Source organism: Paenibacillus sp. IHB B 3415, from assembly GCF_000802655.2.
Taxonomy (GTDB): Bacteria; Bacillota; Bacilli; order Paenibacillales; family Paenibacillaceae; genus Paenibacillus_AQ; species Paenibacillus_AQ phytohabitans.
The window spans coordinates 1-22,252 of sequence record NZ_JUEI01000052.1 but is presented as its reverse complement, the minus strand read 5'-3'; the positions used below and the strand labels follow the sequence as shown (position 1 = coordinate 22,252).

Here is a 22,252-nt window from a genome sequence, read left to right as displayed (position 1 = left end):
AAAATGAACCTTTTCCGCATGGAAAAGGTCTAAGGCTTTCCTCAAAAGTCATATTATCTTATTTACCGGTTGCTGTCAATTGAAGGCAGCTTATGCGAAAAGAGACTGCTCCGCCTGTTTGATCAACCTCTTTGTAATTTCCCCGCCTACAGATCCATTATCTCTGGAAGTAAGGTGTCCCAGATACGGAGTACCACCGGTTGCACCGGCCCCGCCCGTCATTCCCAGCTCAGAAGCAAATTCCGTATCCATGCCACCGCCATATGATGCTCCATATAATCCAAATTCAGAAGCGATCTCATATTGCATTTGTTTCAGCATTGCCCGGCTCTCTGGTACAACTGTACGATTAGTACGTGCCATGTTACAGCACCTCCTGTGAATTTTTTAAGATTACAGGTAGTATTGTGTGCGAATTCCAGAGGCCTCAGTCCGCTCAATGTTTGTCAGCTGTGGGAATGAGTTCCGGGTGTATGTTCATGCATATTACAGGGCATTCTTAATATAAGAAGGAAAACATTAGTTTACTGCTTACCAATACGATGTGCAAATACTTATTTCAAAGTGTATGAACCGCGGACCATAACAACAAGACCTAATGTCTGACCGTTCTGCACCGTGATTCCGCGTCCATCCCGTGGAAAAGATAACAGGTGATTCGTAGGAGCAGCCGCGCCGTTTGCCAGATCTACACCATCTGTCAGATCAGCGACACCGTTAGCATCCTGGGAATAAATAATCGCCTTACCTGCGCGGACAATAAATTCTGCACCTGCACCGGCAATTAGAGTCTGGCCGGGTTTTACATCAACGATTTCGCTGGCATTCCCAGCGGTTCCAGTATTTCCAGTACCTTGAGTTGGCACAGGTGTCGGAGCTGCAGTTGCGGCAGGCGCATTCGTTGCAGTTGCACTTGGAGCTTGCGTTGGTGTAGTAATGGTCCCACCTTGCAAAGCTTTTTGAATCTGTTGATCTACATAACTCTTGGTGACAACAGGATCATCTGCTGTGCCTGGCTGTGAACCTACACCGGCACCTTCAGCTGTAATATTAAGCATCGAACCTGCCCATAGGCCACCAGCTAACAGTACCGCAGACATCGAGACTTTCCAAACCGTTTTCAACTAAATTCCTCCTCCACTCTGGATAAATGGCTATAAAAAAAGAATAGCCTCCGAAGAGGCTATTCTTTGCTTCGGTAATCGGAGATTACTTAGCGGAAATTTCAGTACCGTCAGTGATGATGTTGCCATCTTTGTCGTGTACTTGTGCATTCTTAGCAATCTTAACAATAATTCTGTTAACATTGTTGGAATTCAGATCCAACTCATCATTAAGGGCTGCATTAGAATCAACAGCTTTCTTGGAGAAGGTAACAGACCATTTACCTTTATCCGATCCATTAACGATCTTTGTAACTTTGTAGAAGTCTTGATTAAGAACGTTAGAAGCAGAAATGTCATTGTTGATGTAGAATTCCAGATCTTGTTTATCCAAATCTGTTACTTCTTTAGAGAATCCAAGGATAAGCTCATAAGAGTTACCGCTCGAAATTACTGCAGAAGTCAGAAGCGGACTAATTCTGCTAGTCAATGTACCTTTATCACTTACTGCTACAATGGCATTTCCAGCTGAATCGGTAACACCGTTAACAACAAATTTGTAGTCATTCTTACTTTCGGTGATAGAAGAACTTGGAATATGAACGATTGCACGAGCATAAACCGGTTTTTCTGCGCTTCCTACAACCTCATTACCATCTTTGTCAAGATTTCTGATAGTTACGAAAGAACCGCTTGGCAGAGCTTTGTCATCCAGTGTATAGCTATTAGCATCGATTACACTTGGAACACTAAGGCCACTTGCATCGAACAGGTCAACAGTGATAGTAGCATCTCCGTAAACTGTTTCAGTTACAGCCTTTGTACTATCATTAAATTTAATACCCCGAGCGAACAGTACAGGAGCATCCCCATCAGTAGCTTCTGAACCAATAGTTACAGTCAGTACAGTTGCAGCAAGTTTGTTTGCAGAGAATGATTTATCTCTAAATAATCCTTCTGGTAGACGAACTGTATATTCACCAGGAGCAACACTAACTCCAGTCAGTGTAAAAGTCTTACCGCTGCCGCTTACAGTACTAGCGATTGTTGAAGATTGACCTGTTTTATTGTTGATCAGAGTAGCAGAACCAGCTCCAAACACAACATTTTCAGAGAATTTCAACTGCAGTCCCTTAACTGTTCCAGATGTAGTATAAGTGATTCCAGTAACTGTCGGAGCTACTGTATCCTTTGTGAAAGTAATTGCCTGGCTTGAAGCAGCTCCTAAAGTATTACCTAAAGTATCTTTAACAGTTGCTCCGAACACAACTGATCCAGTGAAGGTTCCACTTGAAGGGAAGCTAGTCAGAGGTGTTTGAAGTGTAAATGTTTTACCGTTGTCAGTAGTAACAACAGTAAACGTACCTTGACTTTCACCAACAGAATTCAATAGACGAACATTACCAACCAAAGATGCACGGTCAACATTCTTATCAAATTCAACTTCAACAAATTTATCACTTACAGCAGTTACACTCTTGATTACAGGAGCAGCAACATCGGAAACAACAGTTACTGTTGATTTGATTGGATTAGGATTAGCAACATTACCTACGAAGTCAGTTACGTTAAGCAGTGAAACATCATATGTCTTACCACTTTCCAATGTTACTCCACTAAGTTTAAATTCAGTGTAAGTATCATTCTGAACAGTCGCAGCAGCAGCCGAACCATTTACGTAAGCAACGATACCAGTAGTTTTAACTGGCTCACTGAAAGTTACATAAACATCCTTAGTAGTTGCTTTAGCTGTAGAAGTAACACTAACAAGTGTTGGAGCTACAACATCAGCAACAGACAACAATTGTGTGTAAGCCGGAATAGCTTCACCAGCAGTTGTCTTAACAGCATCACTTACTACAACTGTGTAGTTTCCTTTAAGCGCTTTGACACCTGGCAAAGTAATAGTAGCTTCAGTTTTGTCAGCATTGAAAGTTACATAAGCGTTGGAAACTTCATCATCCTTGCTTCCTACCTTCGTTACTTTCACAACGCCGTCGATAACTTTGCTGGATTCAGCCAGTGTATCAACATCAACAGCGCGGTTGAATTTAACTACCACTTGCTTAGCGTTTGGAGCTGTTGCGGAAACAACCTTAGGCGCTTGCAGTGTTACTTTTGCAGTGTAGTCTTTTTCAAGGTGCTTGAAGTTAATTGTAGTTTCAACGCCTGCTACCAGAGCAGTTGTCAATTCAACGTTTGCAGTTGTTTTGTCAGAGAAAGTTACAACTACTTTGGTTGGGCTTACTGCTTCAGCAGAAGCTACAGTCAATGTAGGTTTTACGGACATTTGATCAACTGCATAAGCTGTTTCTACTACCAAAGAGCGGGTAGCGTTAGCTTTGAAGTTGGTTGTTTGAGCAACCAGGCCAGCGTTGATAACTGCTTGAGCATAGCCCTTAGCCCATACAGAAGCGGAGTTATCAGTTGTTGTAGGTTGTTCCAGTTTCAAAGCGCGGAATAATACAGCCGCTACTTCTTCAACTGTTACTTTACCGTTGTAGTTAAAGAGACCTTTAACTGTATCTTGACCTTGCATCAGGTTAGCTGCAGTAACAGCTTCGATGTAAGGAACAGCCCAGTTAGTAGCAGTGTAACCTTTATCTTTGTAAGACAACTTGCCAGTTACTTCAGTAAGACCGAACAATTTAGTAACGATCTTAGCGAATTCTGCGCGAGTCAGATCTTTTTCAAGATGAGCTTGACCGTCTGGGTACCCATTGAGAATACCTTTAGCTGCCAAAGCGTCGAATGCCTGTTGTGGAGTTGCTTTTGCTGTTTCACCAAATGCTACAGAGGCAAACATCGAGAATGCCATTGCTGTAGATAATGCTACGGATAAAATTTTCTTCATAACCTTTTTTTCTCCTCCTTGGACGTTCATGAACTGAGATTTTTCTTTAGTTGGGTAGCTCATGTCACTCATTAGCCGATGCACCCCCTTTCCCGAGTTGAGCATATTAAGTATAAATAATGTCTGTGACGGGTATCACAGAAACTTGTAAACAGGTTCAAGGCAGACTAATACTAGATTCCTAATTCTACCTAAGTATTATACAATGTGCCTCTAGTCACGTAAAGCTAATTTTTCCATTCGGCAATACGTTGTACCTCTAAGGGCCAATCCGCATTTGCCTTGTGCAAGTGACTCTACACCTTAAACGCAATAGTTTCGAGAAAGTTGCGCTTTGTTCAAAAAAAACTTTTTTCTTTTGTATTCCCGGTCCCGTTCCGGTAGAAGATACATTATGTATGTTCTACTAACTATTGTTAATGTTGGGTGGCTACGGGAATCAGTATAGCATAGACACTTTCCAAACGTCATTAAGCAATATTTGTTAAGAGAATAAACAAACATTTCCTATTACAGAAGCTCAATGAGTTAATAATAGTTACCCATATTTATATAGTACAAACGCATTTATCTAATAATGAACATAAAACAGGCTACCGAGCTTATGCCGGCAGCCTGTTTCTATACAAAAGGGTCTATCGGATCTTCATGGAAAGCTGTATCAATTCCTGACGCTTCTCAGGACTAGCGTTCACATTCTCATACATAGCATCGATCGCTGCGCGGTTCTCGCGGTAGCTCTTCTCATGTTTGATTGTGGTATGAGACCATTCGATCAAGGCATTCTCGGAAATGACCAGTTCATTATAGGCATCATGGAATCCTGTAGCTTGAACAAGTTCTTCCATTACTTCCTGAGTGATCTCCTGCAGCGCCCGTTTAGCTGCAATTTCCTTTTCCATAACCTTAGCTCTATTCTCAAACATATTCTTTGCTTTCATGTAATCCAATTGTGCTTTTGATAAAATCGGTTTCATCGATGGCTTTCTCCTTCTTGCTTTAAATGTTGTACTTACAGCTTCTTAGGCCATTGTAACGCAAAGTAACCCACAATTCAAAGATTTGTATATGGAAAATGCAAAAGAGAAGCCTCTTTCCCGCAAACAGGGAGTCAGAGGCTTTCTTCGCTTCATATATAGAGGTGTTTTACTACAATCTCTTCATTTTGGCCATGATGCGTTGTGCCATGACAGCCGCATCCGCTCTTGTAAAGTTAGCCTGAGGATCAAACCGGTAAGTCGCCTTCTTTTGTCCCGCTACCAGCTTATTCTCAATTCCTGATATCACACCAGCCTTGTAGGCCGCAAGGATGGAAGGTGCAGAGTAAACTGATCCAATTGAACCCGTGTCTGTAAAGAGCTTCTGTAAGGCTGCCAGGTCAGTAGCATTGCTACCCAGCTTAAGGCTCATCGCTCTGGCGATCATCACCGCTGCATCCTCTCTGGACAACGTACGGTTAGGCGAGAAGATTCTCGGTGCTGTCCCACGTATAATCCCTTTGCGTACGGCTGTCTCGATATACCGGTAATCCCAGTGATAGTCACTATACTTAACTACATCCGAGAAGGTTAGATTGTTTGGCTCGTAATCAAGCTGTATACCCATTATTTTGACAAGCATGGTAGCAAACTCACCACGGGTAACATTCTCATACACACCAAACTCATTAGCATCCTTTGCGTTCATAATCCCTCTGGAAAGAATAGTCTCCAATTCGCTGCGTGCATACGTATGGGATACGATGTCATCGTAGCTGTAGCGCAGACTCATTACTGTGTAGTACCCGAAACCGTCAAAAGTAGCAGTGATCGTCTTGCTGCCTGTATTAACTACTCCGCCCATGTTGTACCAGGTGCCGTCAACATTCTTCCATACAGAGATATTAGAAGTTGCAGCATTAACAATGTTCGAGTCGTATTTCAGCGTAATCTTCCCCTGCTGGGTAGGCTCCATCCATCTGCCCATATGCCCCAGGAAGGATTCATTGCCTTTCTTATACGGATGTGAGGCAACTACCGTTGAATAATCATTAATCGAAGTTGCTGAAACAAAGTATCCCGGGTCAATCCAATACAGATTTGAAGCATATCCGTAATGAAGCTTTGGCGTCATATAAGCAGCAGCCAAGCTGCTGGCAGGAACTTCGGCCAGCTTGCCGTCCTGGTATCCTGTTCCATCGAATTCACCAACCGGGTTGTATTGTTTCACGGTACGTCCGTCCTGCTTATCAGCAATACCAACCAGGATGTATTGATCGTTAAACAGGTTGATCTGCCGTGTATTCGTTGTCCCTGGCGTTGGTGTAGCATCCCGCAGCATCGTTCCTTTCGGAAAAACAAGGCTAACTGCATTCTGGAATGCTGTGAGCTTGCCAGAAGAGCTAAGAGTTGTTTTTAGCTGCGCCCCTTGCAGCACTTCATCTGAATACGTTACATCAAAGGTTCCGTTCGTTTTTGTCGTGCCTGTTGTCACTGTGAATTTGATTGTGTTTTTCCCTTTTTTCAGACCCTTCAGCTCTAGGCGGAAGATATCCTTAGCCCCTTTGATCATTGCTTCCTTACCAATAACAATGCTCGTAGCTCCTTCTGCCTGAATACTTACATCAACGAAGTTTTGCTTAATGATGCTTTCATTAGGAAGCTTAGGCGAAAGAATGCTGTAAGGAGGAACCTCACGGGTGATTAACAGCGTTTGAGTAATAGCAGCTGTTCCCAGTCTCGCCGAAATCACAAAGGTCTGCAAGCCGGTTGTGGGCAGCTCCTGATTTTTAATTATGAATTCACCATTTTCACTGGTTGGTGGGATAACATAACTGGATTCTGTTTTCCATCCTACTGTTTTGCCTCCGGAATTATCAGTATTATAGTCAACTACAGCGTATTGTTTCCCGTCTTTCATAATTACAACCTGAGTAGCGTTGCTTGCGACAAAGTGAATATCTGCAGCAGACTCGTTAGTTGTGTAATTTAGATTTGAATTTTTGATAAACACTCCATCCGGATCCGCCGTCTTACCGACAGGATAAGGGACAACTCCATCAATTTTCGGAGCATTATCCGGGAACAGATATACAGTAAGGTTAGTTGAGACCGGAACACCATTTGCTACACCTGCTATTGTAATTTTATTAGGCCCGGATACTAGGGAAATACCGGAAGCAGTGGTAATAGCATAATTAAATACGTGAGTTAGCGCATCAATCGTCGGGACAACCGTTGTTCCGTTGATGGTGATTTTAACGGAGGACTTGTCTATGTCCGGGAAGTTCACTAACCGTCCATTAATTGATGTGAATTCACCACTATGTTTGAATACCTGGTTATTATAAATGTTGGTTACATCTATAAATGGAGCCGATACGTAATTAACCGAAAGCACCTTCGTATCAATAATGTCAGCAGAACCGTTCTTTTTTAAATCAATCTGTAAGGTTTGCTCGCCTGTAGGCAGGCCGGTGATCTTAAACACTCTATAGCCGTCCTTAGTTTTCATCGAGGATCCCTCGATAACAAACCGATCCGAAGAGACCTTGGCTCCATTCTGATACGAACTAATCTCCAGATTACCCGGAGCAGTTGCTGTCTCACTGGTCTTTACCATTAACCATAGTGGAAGCTCGAACAAATTGGAATTACCGGTGAATACACCGGATGAAGAATAGCTGACAGTTACATTCGTAGAGCCGCTCGCTACAGGACTATACAGTTGTTCTACACCTGTAATGGAAGGATCATTTGCATTCCGGTAGGTAAAATTCAAAGGATTAATGCTCTTGCCATCATAGGTGCCATTATCAGTACTAAAAACGACTGTATAATTACCATTAGTAGAAATTGTAACATCGTTAATACTTGTATACTTGAAAGTAATGAATTCTCCGGACTTGACCGAAGTTGCATCAATAGTAGTCGCTCCACCAGCAACCACATCACTGCTTGTAGTTGTGTTACGAACAGTAAATTTCAATCCCGATAGATCAGGCTCTGCAGTATCCTCAGACACTCTAAATGTAATCGAGCCCGTAAGTTTACCACTGATCTGAGTAGCCCCGCCTGTCGCAGACACAATATTTCCATCATCTAAATTGTAAGTTCCAATCTTCGTTTTATTCGGAGTCCCCTTATCAATAGGCGAATACACTACTTCTCGTGTCACCGCATAAGTACGCGTACCCGAATCTGTAGTCGCAACAAATGTAAGCTTGTTAAGGCCGGCTGTCAGCGGAATATCTGCAATAACGAAGGTACTGCTGCCGCCATTAAACATCTTGGTGTTGTTGACCATAACCTCAGTGGCATTTGGCGCTTCCAGCGTCAAGGTCAGTCCGGCTGTATTGACCATTGTAGGTGTATCAGCACTCAACAACGTACCATCCGGCAAAGCTATATTATAAATGGCAGGTACGTTTGAAAAGTTAACATAGGCTTCACCGCTGGCCAAGCTTCCCGTAGCCGTTGTACCGTAAACTGTAATCCGGTTAAGGCCCTGGCTTAGCTTAACGCCTGGAAAACGGAAGTTTTTCTCGTTCTCAATGATCGGCTTAACGTCGGCACCGCTCGCTCCCGGAACTATGCTCCCGTTAACAATTCCATCTACCTGATAGTAAATGCTATCCGCAGAAACCCCATTGAATGTCCCCTCTACGTCAACTGTGCTTGTATTCACCGCGGTTGGAGAAGCTTGGGTCGTACTGAATTTGGTGAACTGAAAATATTGGCCCGTTGCGGCATCCGCTGCGTAAACAGCACCTGCTGATGAAAGAGTGGATAGCAGGATCACCATCGATAAAAACATGCCGCCTATCGTCTTTAATCTTTTTTTCACGTAAGAAACCTCCTACTGCTTTTTGGTTTATTGTCGGCCTGTGCAGCATTCCGCGTCTTAACCAACTCTATAATTTTTATCGGACAGCAATTGACTAATAATTAGCAAAAAAATAAAAAACCTTACTCCAGAGGAATAAGGTTCGATGATCACTGCAATTAAAATGGTATGAATGACAAATGAAGAATTACGATTTAGAACTGCGCTCAGGATCCAGCTTCATGCGCATTCTTAGGAATAGATCAATAACCGGGCGTTTGGTTTTGCTGATCACACCAGTGATCTCTGCACCAATCTGCAGGAAGAAGAGCATGACGCAGATAACCACGAACGTAACCCAGTTGGCTTCATACAGCGAAGCGGATGTCTGGATGACAGCCAGAATTCCGAAGAAGGCGGCGATGCCATAAATAATCAATACGGTCTGGCGGTGGCTGAAGCCAAGTTCACGCAGACAGTGATGGAGGTGGCCTTTGTCCGGTGCAAAGATCGGCTTCTTCTGCAGCTTGCGCCGTACGATGGCAAAGAACGTATCCGATAAAGGAACCCCGATAATCAGGAGTGGTGTGATAAACGATACCACTGCAATCTGTTTGAATCCGAGCAGCGCGAGCAGCGCCAGGCAGAAGCCCAGGAACAGCGAGCCTGTATCACCCATGAAGATTTTGGCGGGATGGAAGTTGAAGAACAGAAAACCCAGTATGCTGCCCAGAAGCAGTAAGCACAGCAGGGCAACCATCGTATTGCCCATCAGGAAGGCCATTACGGCAATTGTGGCAATCGCAATACCGGATACACCGGCTGCAAGCCCGTCCAGTCCGTCGATCAGATTCACGGCGTTTGTGACGCCGACAATCCAGAAGATCGTCAGAGGGATGGCAATCCAGCTCTCCAGTGAGGAATAGCTATTATGAAAAGGAATGTTTACGAAATCAACAGTAATTCCAAAACCGAAAACTACGATGCAGGCTGCGGCAATTTGGCCCAGCAGCTTCACCTTGGCTGATAGCTCAAACCGGTCATCGAGACCGCCGATCAGCACAATCAGACCGCCGCCACAGAGCAGCGCTTTGATGAAGTTAGCCTCCCGCGGAGTGAAGTCATACGGAATAATCGGTAATACGGCAAGCAGGCCTAACACAAACGCCAGAAATATGCCGAGTCCGCCAAGGCGGGGCATGATCTTCGTATGCACTTTACGGGCATTAGGCACATCTGTCGCACCGATCTTAATAGCAAATTTCTTAACGAGCGGCGTCAAAAGCAGTGCAAGTCCCATGCACACAATAAATCCGGCGATGTATATGATTAACATTTGTTCAGTCGACCCCCATTTCTCTACCGCATTGAATTATACGCTGAACCAAAAACAAATTCCAATACCGTTTTTAGGCTGTTACACGGATTTTTTCAGTAAATATCCTCAAATTACTGGTCTTTTGTCACTTTATCTTTCTCTCGTACCACTTTTACTGCAAATTTCGGCAGCGCAAGCATTCTTTTGTAACGTGTAGGTTCCTTAATTAGCCGGTATAACCATTCTGCCCTCAATTTCTGGAAGGCTTTGGGGGCACGGCGGCTCTTGCCGGAGATTACATCAAAGCTCCCGCCGACGCCCATCATGACCGGAATCTGGAGACGGGACTTATATTTAGCAATCCATGGCTCCTGGCTGTCTGCCCCTCTGGCAACGAAGAGCAGGTCAGGCTTAGCTTCGAGAATTCCGGCGAGAATCTGCTCATCCTCATCCGGACCAAAGAACCCGTCATGATAGCCTGCGATGACAATGCCGGGATATCCAGTTTGTAACCTAGAAGTCGTCTCGCGAATCACCTCGGGGGTTGAGCCAAGCAAATATACTCTCCAATTGTAGCTTTCACCCTGGCGCAATAATTCATGTAAAAGATCAAAACCCGCTACACGCTCAGCAACTGGCTCTTTGCAGTAATCCGCTGCCCACACTACACCAGTCCCGTCGGGAACTACAAGCTCCGCTGATTTCATAATCTCCATATACGACGGATTCTCAAGTGCCGCCATGACCATGATCGGGTTAGCGGTAATGACTTGGTGGGGGACACGATTATGAACCGCCTCCGTCAAATAAGAAACCGTTGTCTTCATATCAACTTTGGATACTCGAATGCCGAAAATTGGCACTGTTGGTATCGCGCTATCTGCTTTCACTTGTCACTCATCCTTTACGGCGGAAATATTGGGCAATTTGCCGGGCCGGAGCCTCGGCTTCTTCAACCAGTGAAGCAATCAGCGGTTCACGCTCACGCTTCCATGCCTCTCCCGATTTCAACAGCTCCAGAAGTCCCGCTGCAACCATATCACCTTCCAGCGCAGCTGTCGAACCTACCGGCTGGCACCCAATCCGTTTAAGGAAATGGTCGATCTTCGGATCATAGGAGACTCCCATCAGCGGAACCCGTCTTCCGGCAGCATAGATCAGGCTGTGGAGCCGCATGCCAATCAGCGCCTGACACTGTCCTACTTCACGCAGCATCTTCTGCGGATGGAGCGCATCCTCGCAAATACTGACGGTTCCCCCATGCTCCTCTACACCTTGTCCCAGCTTCTGCATGACATAATGTGAAGCCTCATTGTCCGCAGAATGATGAAAAGGCAGAAAACGTAAGTGAAGCGGCAGCTCTGCTGATGCCTTCACCAGGCCTTGAGCCAATGCATCCAGCTCTTTGCGCGACTGCTCCCAGAAACGGACGGAGATGCCCACGGTATAAGGCGCTGTCTGCAGATTAGAGTTATCTGAATCATGGACATGAGCATTATCGCTACTCGGCTCATGTGTTTCTGTACTTGCATCTTCCGGGAGCGTCAGGCCCATAACCGGATCAGGGACCACATCTATCTTGCCCGTATCCAGACCCATAGACTGCAGCAGCAGGCGGGACTGCTCGTCCCGCACGGATACATAAGCACATTTACGGAAAATCGATTTGATCAGCGGATGAAACAGCTTGCGGTTCACCGGGCCGACTCCCTGGGCATAGATAAAGGTTGGCTTGCCCATCCACTGGGCCAGCTTAATGATGGCCAGATAGTACGGAATAGTCTTGCTGCTTGTTACATCCTGTAGCAGACTGCCCCCGCCGCTTATTAGCCCGGCACTCTCTGATATTGCCTTCCGGACTTCCCCCAGCTTCATCCGGTGCACGGATTCGACGCCGTAAGTAGCGGTTGTCCATTCCGGATCAATGGAGAGCACCACCGGCGTCAGTGTTATTCCAGCGGCCTCGGACTGCTTACGGAGTGCGTTCAGAATGGACTGCAGAACCGCCTCGTCTCCGCTGTTGCGGAATCCGTAATAACCCGAGATTATAATTTTTTGAGCAGAGGCGACCATCGTTTCCAACACCCTTCCGCGATCTGCCATACCCCTATAGCGATAATGCCGATGATAAGACCGAGTCCCAGACCCAAAAGTCCGCGGACCAGCGAGATCAGAACCGGCGAATGAATATGGGCAAAGGTATCTACCATGGACAACTGGCCGATAACCGCAATGACCATAATAAATGCTGCATTCCGGTATTTATAGGCCATAAATGCGCCAAGGATAAAGAGCGGATGTGCCAGCAGGAACTCTTTGTTACGCGGTCTTACACCGACTGTGTTCTCCAGGAAGGTTCGGAGGATTTTCTCCGGTGCACTTACACTTCCGCTATTGCCGGTCCGGCTCAAATAATACATTCCTACGATACCCAGAATGCCGGCGGCAATGACCATGGCGAGTGTGATCGGCGTCCGCAGCAGCTTACCGGTCTTGTTGAAGGCAAACTCCCCACGGTACAAAAGCACATACAGCGCAGTCAGCCCAATCGGTGCTAGATGAAGCAGACTTACGCCGCGGAACTGATTGAGCACCAGGGCATAGGTGACATTATTCAAGAGCGCAATTACAAAGGGTACTGCACTAAACGAGATCAGCGCTGTTTTGACGTAAAGAACCAGACTATGTGTCAGCCTGCGGCGCGGACCCATCACAGCAAAGGTCAAGGCATTGGGACGCAACGGCGGTCCCATTTCATTAATTTTGCGGATAGCCAGCACCATAGCCACGGTAGGCGCACTTATAGCCACTGCAAGTGCAAGTGCTTGTTCAAATAACGCCGGCTTCAGAACCATGAGTCCTGCACTGCCCAGCAGCCCCAGCACCCATGCAGGCAGTGTAAGCCAAGGAACAAAGTAGGAAACCAGGAGTGCAACCATGGCTACAGCCCCGATTACAGCAATTAATTTGAAATAACGCTGGAAAGAGGAATCCACCACATCAAACGCGGTAGCTTGTCCCATTTCAAAACCGTTAGCTTCAATTTTTGCAACCGCACCATCAGGCCCGCTAAGGCTGGTAACCAGATTGTCGAGCGTATCGGTAACCTGTGCCTTGGATGTATCCCGTGACGGAATCGTATTAAGATAGATCATCCGGATGTTACGGTCTTTCGTAGCAAGTGCAAAGCGGTCGGCAATCACTTCTGTGGACAGGCCGGAATCAGCCTCACTGAGCGAGTATAGCCGCGTCACGTTATAGTCCAGCAGATAGGCCAGTTTGGAGAAGCCTTTTTGCTGTACCTTAATATTCTCAATGGCTGCAATCCCCATCCCGCGTTCTTTCAGCAGATCAGCGAATGCAGTGATACTGGCCAGATCGGCATCATCGGAGTAGCCTTTGACAGACTCGCCTTCGAAAAGCAGACGTTTGACTCCAAGCTCCGCGTACCGGTCCAGCAGATTCTTAACAGCTTCCTGATTATACGCCAGCGAATCCACAAGGCGCGGCACAATATTGAAGCCTTTCTCATGCAGCATCTCCAGTGTAGACGGATCCGGCTGCAGCGGCTTGAGCGTCGCATTCTCCAGGGGAGTTTTGATAATCAGGCCCTGTTGGCCGCGGTAGGTCCATTCTTCTGTAGCAATATCCAAGCCGGCAAATGCATCCCGGATGATCGGTGAGAGCGTTCCACTGTTCTTCGCACTGGTAAAGAGGACATATGTATAGTTCTCATTCTCAGGAATTACAGTATCGGTCAGATTAGCGATATCAGCCGCTCCCCACAGCATCAGGCGGCGGGCCTTGCGGAAATCCTCCAATGTGCTTTCGTATATTGCCATACTCTGAACACCGGCAGACTTCAGCCGGTCGAGCTGCTCGGAGATATAATCCTGCGGATTCCCCCGGTAGCTGGCTACTTCGACCAGATCGCGGTAATCAAAGACAAATTCAACCGTTTTGGAAGACTTCTCCGTCTGAAGACGGTCATACACAACCGGGAGAGCAGCAAGCAGGCCAATCACCACGATAATCCACAACCATTTGCGCGAAGCTATATTCCAGCGTTGCCATTTCTGATGCACCAAAAGTACCTCCTCTTTCACTTTAAAGCTAATTGCCAATCCGTCATAATAAGCTCAAACACTCTTACAGTGGTCAAATTTAAGCGGAAACGGATGTCCCTCTACCAGGAGCAGCTCCGTTTCCGCAGGCATGTTCTATATTTAGTATTATTTCCCGTCTACACGGGCCATAACCTGATTAGTCAATTCAGCCACTTTGTCTTTGGCATTCTGAAGCGATTCGCCAACGACTGCAAAATAAACCTTGATCTTCGGCTCGGTGCCGGAAGGACGCAGGCAGAACCATGAGCCGTCAGAGAGCAGATATTTCAGCACATTCTCCTTAGGCAGACCGTTCAGTCCGAGTGAATAGTCGAGCACCTCTGTAACTGAGGCTCCGGCAATTTCATGCGGCGGGCTGGTGCGCCAGTCATTCATGATTCCCTGAATCTGTGCTACACCGTCTTTACCTTTAAGGGTGCGCGATTCGAGGCTTTCGAGGAAATAGCCGAATTGCGCATACAGCTCCTGAAGCACATCATACAGCGTCTTACCCTGGGCTTTGTAGTAAGCCCCTGCTTCAGCGATTAGCATTGCAGCCAGGACAGCATCCTTGTCACGGGCGTAGTTGCCGGCCAGGTAACCATAGCTCTCTTCATATCCGAAAAGATAAGTGTATTCGCCGGACTGCTCGAATTGGTTCATCTTCTCGCCGATATATTTGAATCCTGTCAGCGTGTTGAACACGGTAGCGCCGTAATGGCTGGCTACAGCCGCACCCATCTCACTGGTCACAATAGTTTTAACTACCGCACCATTGCTTGGCAGCTTGCCTTGCTCCTGCAGGCGGCTCAAATAATAATGAATCATGAGGGCGCCCGACTGATTACCGGACAAGACCACAAACTTGCCTTCATTGTCCCGCACAACCGCACCCATACGGTCTGCATCGGGGTCTGTACCAATTAACAGATCGGCATTCAGTTCCTCACCTAGCTTCATAGCCAAGGTGAAGGCTTCACGCTCTTCCGGGTTCGGCGATTTCACCGTGGAGAATTCAGAATCCGGCTGTTCCTGCTCGGGCACCACATGTACCTGGGTGAATCCGATCTTCTCAAGTACACGGCGGACCGGAAGGTTGCCTGTCCCATGCAGCGGTGTGTAGACAATCGAGAAATCACGGCCAAGCGTAGAAGCAATCTCTTCACGGCCGACACTGACTGCGGCTACTGTATCCGTAAACGCTTCATCCTCAGCTTCACCCAGCCAGTGCAGCAAGCCTGCACTCTCTGCAGCCTCACGGGAAATACGCTTTACGCCGTTAAAGGAGTCCACTTCCAAAATATTGGCAATTACCTTCTCCGCTTCGTCAGGCACCAGCTGTCCGCCCTCTGCGTTATACACTTTGTACCCGTTGTACTCAGGCGGATTATGACTTGCAGTAATCACAATGCCTCCTGAGGCCTTCAGATGGCGAACTGCAAAGGACAGCTGCGGTGTGGACCGCAAGGATGGGAACAGATGCGTCTCAATTCCGTTGCCGGCCAGCACAAGTGCAGCTTCCAGCGTGAATTCCGGCGAAAAGCGGCGGGAATCGTGGGCAATGACCACGGAAGGACGTCCTTCTCCTGTATGCTGTCCCAGAATATAATTAGCGAAGCCTTGTGTCGCTCTGCCTACGGTATATCGGTTAATCCGGTTGCTGCCGGCGCCGATCACTCCGCGCAAACCGCCTGTCCCGAATTCGAGGTCTCTATAGAAACGTTCTTCCAGTTCCTTCGGCTCATCCGCAAGAGCCTTCAGCTCTGCCTTGGTGCTCTCGTCAACGGAAGGGTCCTGCAGCCAGCGTGTTAAGGTTTCTGCGGCCTTTGGGCTTAGTCCAGTCATGTGAATCTCTCCTTCTCCATCTATAATTTATAATTTTATAACAGGATCTAGCTGAGTGCGAACATAATTTCCCCGGAAGCTACAATCTTGCCTTCCACTTTAGCGGTAGCTTGGCCTTTGCCGATGCTGCCTTTAAGCCGGGTAATCTCCACCTCAAGCACAAGGGTATCGCCAGGTACGACCTGGCCGCGGAAGCGGAAGCCGTCGAGGCCGGCCAGGAAGCCGATTTTACCGCGGTTTGCTTCCAGCCCCAGAATAGCTACTGCGCCCACCTGAGCCAGCGCTTCCGTGATTAGCACACCCGGCATTACCGGATATCCCGGAAAATGTCCGGTGAAAAACGGTTCATTCACCGTCACATTTTTGATGCCGACAGCCCGTTTGCCCATTTCTATTTCAGTAATTTTGTCCACCAGCAGAAATGGGGGCCGGTGGGGGATGATTTCTTGAATTTGATTGATATCCAGCATGATCAGCAAAGCTCCCTTCGGATGTAACCGCGTCTATAAAACCTCCGCCTACAGCAGCGCTTTTGTTTTATTCTTCACCGCCCTGCATAAATATGGGCAGCTTCGGCAAAAACTATAACTATCCTTCACCACCTGCAGCAGTGGAGGTTAAGATAAGGGGCTTTCTCCACCGCACGCGGCAGCATGGCGGAGAGGGCCCTTTTTGGCGCTCTTAGGGCACGCCATCATTATACATTTTTCAGTATAAAAAAGAAAACTCCCCTGCACAACAAGGGAGCTTCCGAAATCCTATATTTAGGGATTATTTATGGTGCAAACACCAAATCATATACATGCTTCCAGGTGCTCCACAGGAGCACATCGCTAAGTTCTTTTTTGCCGAGAATCACGTAACCGACGACCAGGCCGCCTCCAAGCGCGGCAATAAGCAGCAGGGGAATCAGGAACCACTGGATAATGGTCCATGCCGAAATTCCGCGCCGCCTTACCGGCTGCTGTTGTTCTTCTTCCGGTTTGTTGACCTTCTCACGACTCATTCCGTCACCTCACGCGCGCATGTTATTAGCCAGGCCCAGCATCTGGTCACTGGAGGACAACGCCCGGGCAGCAAGCTGATAGGTGCGCTGAATCTGCATCATCTCGGTCATTTCCTTACTTAGATCCACGTTGGATGACTCCAGATACCCGGTACGTACGCCTACATCCTTCGCTTCACCTGCGGCTCTTTGCACAAACGCCTGCTGTGCAGTCACACCATCAGCAAGCGTATAGAAGTTGCCGTCCACAGCTCGCAGAGCATTCTTGCTCAGCGGCTCTACAATCATAAGTGTGCCCGCTATAATAGCAGGATCATTCTCACCGGTCTTGGTAAGTACCCGGCCGCTCTCGTCAATAGCAGCACTCACATTGGCTGGCACTGTGAGCGGATTCCCGTCTGTGTTCAGCACAGGGTTACCGGTATTATCAACAAGCATCATATTGTCAGGATTCGCGGTATCCGGGGTGAAATGGAAATCACCCTGACGGGTATACGCAGTAGCTCCGTTGACCTGAACTCCGAACAATCCATTACCCTGAAGCGCCAGATCCGTTGGATTCCCCGTTTCCTGAAGAGTGCCCTCTTCCCAGTTGCTTGTAACCGAAGGCACACGGACCCCAAAGCCGATATTGAAGCCCAGAGGCATACTGCGGCCAGGCTGGTCATAGTCCTTAGATTGCTGCTGCACACGTGTGAGCACGTCCTCGAAAGAGCCTTCTTTGCTCTTATAGCCGTTTGTGTTCATATTGGCAATGTTATCCGCTATGATATCCAGCCGCTGCTGCAGGCTGGACATGGACACAGCGGCACCGATTGTCGAGTTGTTCACAGATCTAACCTCCCAAAAGCTTAATAACTAAGAAGAAACCGGTTCACTTCATTAGTGCACCAGCAGTCTATACTCTGCCGACATCATTAACAGCCTTCTGCAGGCTGCTGTCATAAAACTGGATTACCTTCTGATTCGCTTCATAAGCCCGGTAGGCGGCGTTCATATCCACCGTTACCTGAGTGGCATCCACATTAGAGTTCTCCAGATACCCCTGACGCACCTGCAAATTATCGGTTGCATTGGAGTAACGGATTTCTGCGGCCTCCGCGTCATCGGCATGGAAAACGCCGTTCCCGTCACGTACAAGCTCCTGCGGTCTTGTAATTACACTGATCCCGATCCGGGTTCCTGAAGGCAGTCCGGTCGCATTGTTAATCAAGTTACCCTGCCCGTCCACTTTAAGGCTATCCTCAGGGCCTGTCAATCTCAGCGGATTACCGTTACTGTCCAGTACGCTGAATCCTCCGGAGCTAAGCACCTCTCCAGTAGGTCCTACTGTAAAACTTCCGTTACGTGTATATAAATTGTTACCCTCATTATCCTGTACTGTAAAGAACGCCTGCGGACGGTAAGTTACCTCGCCGTCAGGACTAATGTATTTACCTGAGCCGTCAAAAGCAAGATAAGCGCCTGCATTATCCGGGTCCTCTACCTGCAAATCGGTTGACAGCGCGAAGTCTGCGTTTTTGCCGCTTTCGATAAGGTCGCCCTGCAAATACTGGGAAACAGACTGTTCGGCAAAAACCCCTGTGTTAAGCCGGCCGACAGGCTTCGTAACGCCACCGCTCATCGCCGAGATCAGCACATCGGGAAATGCATGACTGACGCTGTCGACCTGCTTGTACCCCGTAGTATTCAAATTGGCAATGTTCTGTGTCGCTGTATCATGTCTGCGCTGCTGTGTTACCATTCCTGCAGCCGCCGTATATAATCCTCTTAGCATGAGGTCAGTCCCTTCCTGAATCTGCTGTTAATTTATTATCGGCAGACTAGAACTTTTTCTTAACAACCTTATCTAAATGGTCAAGCATAATTCCCGTTCCCTTAACAACACAGTGCATCGGATCTTCGGCAACCCAGACCGGAACATGCAGCTGTTCAGAGAGCAGCTCGTCCAATCCGTTAAGGAGTGCACCGCCGCCGGTCAATACGACTCCGCGGTCAATAATATCTGCCGACAGCTCCGGCGGTGTACGCTCCAGTACTGACTTGGCCGCAGCCACAATAGCGGAAACCGGATCCCACAGCGCTTCCTTAACCTCTCCGGATGTAATGGTCAGTGTCTGGGGAAGTCCACTCACCATATCACGTCCGCGTATATCCAGCTCAGCCTGCATGCCGCCCGGGCGGACGGACCCGATTGTAACCTTGATATCCTCAGCTGTACGTTCACCGATCAGGAGTTTATATTTCTGTTTGATATATCTTAAAATGGCTTCGTCGAACTTGTCCCCTGCGACCTTAATCGAAGAGGCGGTAACAACGTCGCCCATGGACAATACGGCTACATCCGTTGTTCCCCCGCCAATATCGACGACCATATTTCCGCTTGGCTGATAAATATCCATCCCTGCTCCGATTGCCGCAGCTTTGGGTTCTTCTTCCATGAAAACTTCCTTGGCTCCGCTGCGTTCCGCGGCTTCACGGATTGACTTCTGTTCAACGGACGTAATATTCGTAGGCGCACAAATCAAAATACGGGGCCTTGAATACCAGGTCCGGCCCCCGACGCGGTCGATAAAATATTTCAGCATCATTTCTGTAATCGCAAAATCGGCAATGACACCATCACGGAGCGGACGAATTGTAGTTATGTTTCCAGGTGTGCGCCCAACCATCCGGCGTGCCTGTTCACCAACCGCAAGGACTCTCTTCGTATCACTTTCAAGTGTGACCACGGAAGGTTCATCCAGAACGACTCCCCTTCCCTTGACATGAATGAGCACATTGGCCGTGCCGAGATCGATTCCGATATCCTTGCTAAGCATAATGAAAGAGCCCCCAAAGTGTTATTTTAAATGAGAATAGTTAGATAGTACCAAATTTAAAAATACCATACTTTAGGGGGTGTACACAATGTAATAAAGCTGAATTATTACTTAAAATTCCGAAAATCTTATGGCTTTGATGCTACGGCTACCTCACGCTTTTTGCCTGTCGTTTTCTTATATTTGATTTTTGTGGCTTCTCCCCCCCGAAGATGACGGATTGATTTGTGATATTCGAGAATGTGCTTCACCTGATCGGCCAGATCCGGATTGATTTCGGGCAGCCGTTCGGTTAAATCTTTATGCACTGTGCTTTTTGAAACGCCAAATTCCTTGGCTATGGTCCGGACCGTGTGCCTGGTTTCCACGATGCAGCGTCCGATTTTGATCGTACGTTCCTTGATGTAATCGTGCACGCTCCCGCCTCCCAACTGTGGATAGTTTGGTACATTATATGAGGGGCGGGCCTATATATTCGCGCTTTCAAGACATGACAAGCTCCGGAAGGCTCATTTTATTTCTCGGACAACCTATTTATGAGCCGTTTGCAGTTCCATTCTCCAGATAGAACCGGCCCCGCCGTCCATTTCGGGTAGAAAAATAAAAAAACAGGAGGCTTTCGCCCCCTGCGGAAATTTCGGCTCAGCGCTGTGGAAGCAGATCCGAAGGATTCACAATCTTGCCATCCTCGTGCACTTCAAAGTGCACATGGTTGCCGAGACCTTTCTCCAATTCGCTCTGTCCCGCTGTTGCCAGCGTATCGCCCTGCTTCACTTCATCGCCCTGCTTGACTTTGGTATCGCTGAGACTCTGGTAAACTGTCTTCAGATCACCCGGAGATGTAACCTCGATCACTTTACCGAGTACTGCCACATCCTCGACTCTGGTGACTTCACCGCTGAGAGCTGCCTTTACATCAAACGTCTTGTTGTCCTCGCGGGCAATATCGATCCCGGTGTTGGTAATAAAGGTGTTATTGTACTGCACCATCGCCGCCACATGATTTTCTTCTGTGCCGTTTTCATCATAATACGGTTTGACCACTTCGACTTCACTTGGGCTCGCTACCGGCCAAGCCAGGCTTTCTGCTGAAGCTACGACTTCCAGGGCTTCCGGATCACCGGTCAGGGCTCCGGTTTCATTCCCGGCAACACCTTCCTGTGAAACGACCGCGGCGGTGTCCGGATTCAGCGGCTTCTGGCCGGCATCCTGATAGACCCACACCAAGGTTAGTATAATTGCCGCTGCTGCCGTGTAGACTGCCGGGAATACCCACCGTTTGGATAACAGTCTGGTCCATGAAGAAGGCTTAGCGCCTGAATCTCCCTGCTTGTTTTTGAGAGATTCATCATGGTTTGGTTTGTTTTTGTCTTGTTCATTCATATGGTTATCACCTCAGTAACCAGTGTTACCGGGCGCTTCGCTTTTATACGTATCTTGCAAGTTATTTTTTCAGAAGAGTTGAGATTCCCGTAAAAGAGACCCCGCTGTAATAGTGTTTGAGAATCTGCGTGGCTGTATTTCCCTGCTTCGCCATACCGTTCGCCCCCCATTGGCTCATGCCGACACCATGGCCGTTCCCATAGGTTGTGATCAGCACCTTCCCGTCCTTCCGCTTCCAGGTGAACTGGCTCGAACGAAGTCCCAGCTTCTCTCTTACCTCCCGGCCTGTGAACACAGTGCCTCCGATAGAGATCCTCTTGATCCGGTGTCCTGCTGTCAGCGAGATCACTTCTGCGGGCAATCCGGCCGAAGATGAAGAGACTTGCAAGGCCTTGCCTGAGGCAGCCAGATTCGCCGCAGCGGGAAGCTCCTTGGCAGTAAGCCCCAGCTTGCTGCGGAGCTCCGAATTGCTGAAGGTGTAGGTGACCGCGAGGTTCGGGGTAATCCGCTGCTCCCAGGGGCTGGCCACACTGCGCAAATAGGGAACCTCAGCATTCCAGTAATCCTCGGAGTTCTCCGTATACCCTCCGCTGGAGGCAAAAAAGGAGGCCGTGATCGGCTGCCCTTTATAGGTCATGATGATCCCGCGCGTCTCCAGGACCGCGCGGCGGAGCTTCGCCAGTCCGGCGCGCTTGCTGCCGGACGCAAAGTCCCGTTCCAGCACGGCCTGCGAGATGTAAGCCTGATGGCTTACCGTATCGCTCACATCCGCCTCAGGAACGGGTACCCCGCTGTGGTCGCCAGCCAGCAGGCGGCGGGCAATGAATGTGCGGGCGGCAACGGCCTGGGCCTTGAGCGCTTCGAGCTCAAAGTCCGCCGGCATCTCCGCCGCCAGCACGCCGCTGACGTATTCCTCCAGCGGCAGGGTCTCGATTTGTCCGCTCTGCGACAAATAGACGGAGACCTCCGGCTGCGGCGCTTCCGCAGCAGCCGTTCCCGGCGGTGCCGGCGC

Annotated in this window: 18 protein-coding genes; all 18 read right to left on the bottom strand. The window is 48.2% G+C overall.

The window, feature by feature from the left end; translation table 11 throughout:
* Positions 1 to 90: 90 nt before the first annotated feature.
* Entirely contained in the window at positions 91 to 363 is a 273-nt protein-coding gene (locus tag QW71_RS21990; protein ID WP_039303766.1) for an alpha/beta-type small acid-soluble spore protein, read from the bottom strand.
* A 191-nt stretch (positions 364 to 554) separates the two neighbouring features.
* A complete protein-coding gene (locus QW71_RS21985) occupies positions 555 to 1,124 on the bottom strand; it encodes a hypothetical protein (protein WP_039303763.1) in 570 nt (189 codons plus the stop codon).
* 85 nt (positions 1,125 to 1,209) lie between these two features.
* On the bottom strand, positions 1,210 to 4,029 hold the full coding sequence (locus tag QW71_RS38155) for an Ig-like domain-containing protein (RefSeq protein ID WP_052770131.1): 2,820 nt from the start codon (positions 4,027 to 4,029) through the stop codon (positions 1,210 to 1,212).
* Between the two features lie 563 nt (positions 4,030 to 4,592).
* The gene (locus QW71_RS21975) at positions 4,593 to 4,934 is read right to left on the bottom strand and encodes a hypothetical protein (protein WP_039303759.1); all 342 of its coding nucleotides are present in this window, start codon (positions 4,932 to 4,934) and stop codon (positions 4,593 to 4,595) included.
* 172 nt (positions 4,935 to 5,106) lie between these two features.
* Positions 5,107 to 8,781 (bottom strand): S-layer homology domain-containing protein, encoded by a 3,675-nt coding sequence (locus QW71_RS21970; RefSeq protein WP_052770130.1) that lies wholly within the window; start codon positions 8,779 to 8,781, stop codon positions 5,107 to 5,109.
* 187 nt (positions 8,782 to 8,968) lie between these two features.
* The gene (locus QW71_RS21965; protein WP_039303756.1) at positions 8,969 to 10,096 is read right to left on the bottom strand and encodes a glycosyltransferase family 4 protein; all 1,128 of its coding nucleotides are present in this window, start codon (positions 10,094 to 10,096) and stop codon (positions 8,969 to 8,971) included.
* A gap of 113 nt (positions 10,097 to 10,209) precedes the next feature.
* On the bottom strand, positions 10,210 to 10,968 hold the full coding sequence (locus QW71_RS21960; RefSeq protein ID WP_039303753.1) for a WecB/TagA/CpsF family glycosyltransferase: 759 nt from the start codon (positions 10,966 to 10,968) through the stop codon (positions 10,210 to 10,212).
* Positions 10,969 to 10,975: 7 nt separating this feature from the next.
* Entirely contained in the window at positions 10,976 to 12,151 is a 1,176-nt protein-coding gene (gene csaB, locus QW71_RS21955) for a polysaccharide pyruvyl transferase CsaB (RefSeq protein ID WP_039303750.1), read from the bottom strand.
* Positions 12,124 to 14,163: a DUF5693 family protein gene (locus QW71_RS21950; RefSeq protein WP_039303747.1), complete on the bottom strand. Its 2,040-nt coding sequence runs from the start codon at positions 14,161 to 14,163 to the stop codon at positions 12,124 to 12,126. The genes csaB and QW71_RS21950 overlap by 28 nt, the downstream gene beginning before the upstream one ends.
* Positions 14,164 to 14,310: 147 nt before the next feature.
* Entirely contained in the window at positions 14,311 to 16,029 is a 1,719-nt protein-coding gene (locus QW71_RS21945) for a phospho-sugar mutase (RefSeq protein ID WP_039303744.1), read from the bottom strand.
* 47 nt (positions 16,030 to 16,076) lie between these two features.
* Entirely contained in the window at positions 16,077 to 16,499 is a 423-nt protein-coding gene (gene fabZ / locus QW71_RS21940; RefSeq protein ID WP_039303787.1) for a 3-hydroxyacyl-ACP dehydratase FabZ, read from the bottom strand.
* A 305-nt stretch (positions 16,500 to 16,804) separates the two neighbouring features.
* Positions 16,805 to 17,035 (bottom strand): DNA-directed RNA polymerase subunit beta, encoded by a 231-nt coding sequence (locus tag QW71_RS21935; RefSeq protein WP_039303740.1) that lies wholly within the window; start codon positions 17,033 to 17,035, stop codon positions 16,805 to 16,807.
* A 9-nt stretch (positions 17,036 to 17,044) separates the two neighbouring features.
* Positions 17,045 to 17,866, bottom strand: coding sequence for a flagellar hook-basal body protein (locus QW71_RS21930; protein ID WP_039303737.1), 822 nt, complete (start codon positions 17,864 to 17,866; stop codon positions 17,045 to 17,047).
* Between the two features lie 67 nt (positions 17,867 to 17,933).
* The gene (locus tag QW71_RS21925) at positions 17,934 to 18,812 is read right to left on the bottom strand and encodes a flagellar hook-basal body protein (RefSeq protein WP_039303734.1); all 879 of its coding nucleotides are present in this window, start codon (positions 18,810 to 18,812) and stop codon (positions 17,934 to 17,936) included.
* A 46-nt stretch (positions 18,813 to 18,858) separates the two neighbouring features.
* Complete coding sequence (locus QW71_RS21920; protein ID WP_200905960.1) at positions 18,859 to 19,857, bottom strand: rod shape-determining protein; 999 nt, start codon at positions 19,855 to 19,857, stop codon at positions 18,859 to 18,861.
* Positions 19,858 to 19,985: 128 nt separating this feature from the next.
* The gene (spoIIID, locus tag QW71_RS21915; RefSeq protein ID WP_019915029.1) at positions 19,986 to 20,273 is read right to left on the bottom strand and encodes a sporulation transcriptional regulator SpoIIID; all 288 of its coding nucleotides are present in this window, start codon (positions 20,271 to 20,273) and stop codon (positions 19,986 to 19,988) included.
* A gap of 226 nt (positions 20,274 to 20,499) precedes the next feature.
* Positions 20,500 to 21,240 carry a M23 family metallopeptidase gene (locus QW71_RS21910; RefSeq protein ID WP_039303727.1) on the bottom strand — a complete coding sequence of 247 codons (741 nt, stop codon included), beginning with the start codon at positions 21,238 to 21,240 and terminating at the stop codon, positions 20,500 to 20,502.
* 61 nt (positions 21,241 to 21,301) lie between these two features.
* Positions 21,302 to 22,252 (bottom strand): stage II sporulation protein D (gene spoIID, locus QW71_RS21905; protein ID WP_047013913.1); only part of this gene is annotated, 951 nt, incomplete at its 5' end.

Excerpts from the sequence above, each read along its gene's own strand:
- QW71_RS21945 (WP_039303744.1), bottom strand. The coding sequence starts at position 16,029 with ATGACTGGACTAAGCCCAAAGGCCGCAGAAACCTTAACACGCTGGCTG.
- QW71_RS21925 (WP_039303734.1), bottom strand. The coding sequence starts at position 18,812 with ATGCTAAGAGGATTATATACGGCGGCTGCAGGAATGGTAACACAGCAG.
- QW71_RS21920 (WP_200905960.1), bottom strand. The coding sequence starts at position 19,857 with ATGCTTAGCAAGGATATCGGAATCGATCTCGGCACGGCCAATGTGCTC.
- QW71_RS21910 (WP_039303727.1), bottom strand. The coding sequence starts at position 21,240 with ATGAATGAACAAGACAAAAACAAACCAAACCATGATGAATCTCTCAAA.
- QW71_RS21990 (WP_039303766.1), bottom strand. The coding sequence starts at position 363 with ATGGCACGTACTAATCGTACAGTTGTACCAGAGAGCCGGGCAATGCTG.
- csaB (WP_039303750.1), bottom strand. The coding sequence starts at position 12,151 with ATGGTCGCCTCTGCTCAAAAAATTATAATCTCGGGTTATTACGGATTC.
- QW71_RS38155 (WP_052770131.1), bottom strand. The coding sequence starts at position 4,029 with ATGAGTGACATGAGCTACCCAACTAAAGAAAAATCTCAGTTCATGAAC.
- QW71_RS21935 (WP_039303740.1), bottom strand. The coding sequence starts at position 17,035 with ATGAGTCGTGAGAAGGTCAACAAACCGGAAGAAGAACAACAGCAGCCG.
- QW71_RS21965 (WP_039303756.1), bottom strand. The coding sequence starts at position 10,096 with ATGTTAATCATATACATCGCCGGATTTATTGTGTGCATGGGACTTGCA.
- QW71_RS21975 (WP_039303759.1), bottom strand. The coding sequence starts at position 4,934 with ATGAAACCGATTTTATCAAAAGCACAATTGGATTACATGAAAGCAAAG.
- fabZ (WP_039303787.1), bottom strand. The coding sequence starts at position 16,499 with ATGCTGGATATCAATCAAATTCAAGAAATCATCCCCCACCGGCCCCCA.